The sequence below is a fragment of the Chryseobacterium urinae genome (assembly GCF_030518295.1).
GTDB classification, from domain to species: domain Bacteria; phylum Bacteroidota; class Bacteroidia; order Flavobacteriales; family Weeksellaceae; genus Chryseobacterium; species Chryseobacterium mucoviscidosis.
The window spans coordinates 1-565 of record NZ_JAULSJ010000092.1; the positions used below are offsets into that span (position 1 = coordinate 1).

Consider the following 565-nt stretch of genomic DNA (forward strand, 5'->3'; position numbering starts at 1 on the left):
GGCGTTCAGTGGGCGGTAAAGCAGGCATCAAAAACGGCAAATATCCTGAAAGAAGTGAGTGTCCATACGCTTCGGCACAGTTTTGCGACGCATCTTCTGGAAGATGGGATGGATATTTTGAGCATCAAAAATCTTCTCGGTCACGAAAGTATCGATACCACGCTGGTTTATCTTCAAATTGCCCAGCTTTCAACCCAAAAACTCTTTTCACCGCTCGATACCCTTTTTTCAGAATTTGGGAAAAAATGAGCGGTTTAAAAACCTCAAAAAAACAGTCAGTTCAACCTCAATCTCAACCTCAATACGAAGTCGCCGATGTTTTAAACAAATTAGGTTCAAAATTGGAAGATTTAGGACTTAATTCTTGGCAATTACGAACACTTTCAGCGTTGAAAAAATGCCGTACCTCTGCTTTGGGTGGTCATATTGACGCTTGTGATGAATGTGGAAATGTAAGCATCAGTTACAACTCCTGCCGAAACCGTCATTGCCCAAAATGTCAGAGCAAAAACCGAGAGCAATGGATTGAAAATCGGGAAACCGAACTGCTTCCGGTACCTTATTT

At 41.9% G+C, this 565-nt stretch carries 2 protein-coding genes; both read left to right on the top strand.

Annotation, left to right across the window (positions count from 1 at the left end; all coding sequences use genetic code 11):
• Positions 1-249 (top strand): tyrosine-type recombinase/integrase (locus QWT87_RS21100; RefSeq protein WP_302718718.1); only part of this gene is annotated, 249 nt, incomplete at its 5' end.
• Positions 246-565 (top strand): transposase zinc-binding domain-containing protein (locus QWT87_RS21105; RefSeq protein ID WP_302718720.1); only part of this gene is annotated, 320 nt, incomplete at its 3' end. The genes QWT87_RS21100 and QWT87_RS21105, both read left to right, overlap by 4 nt.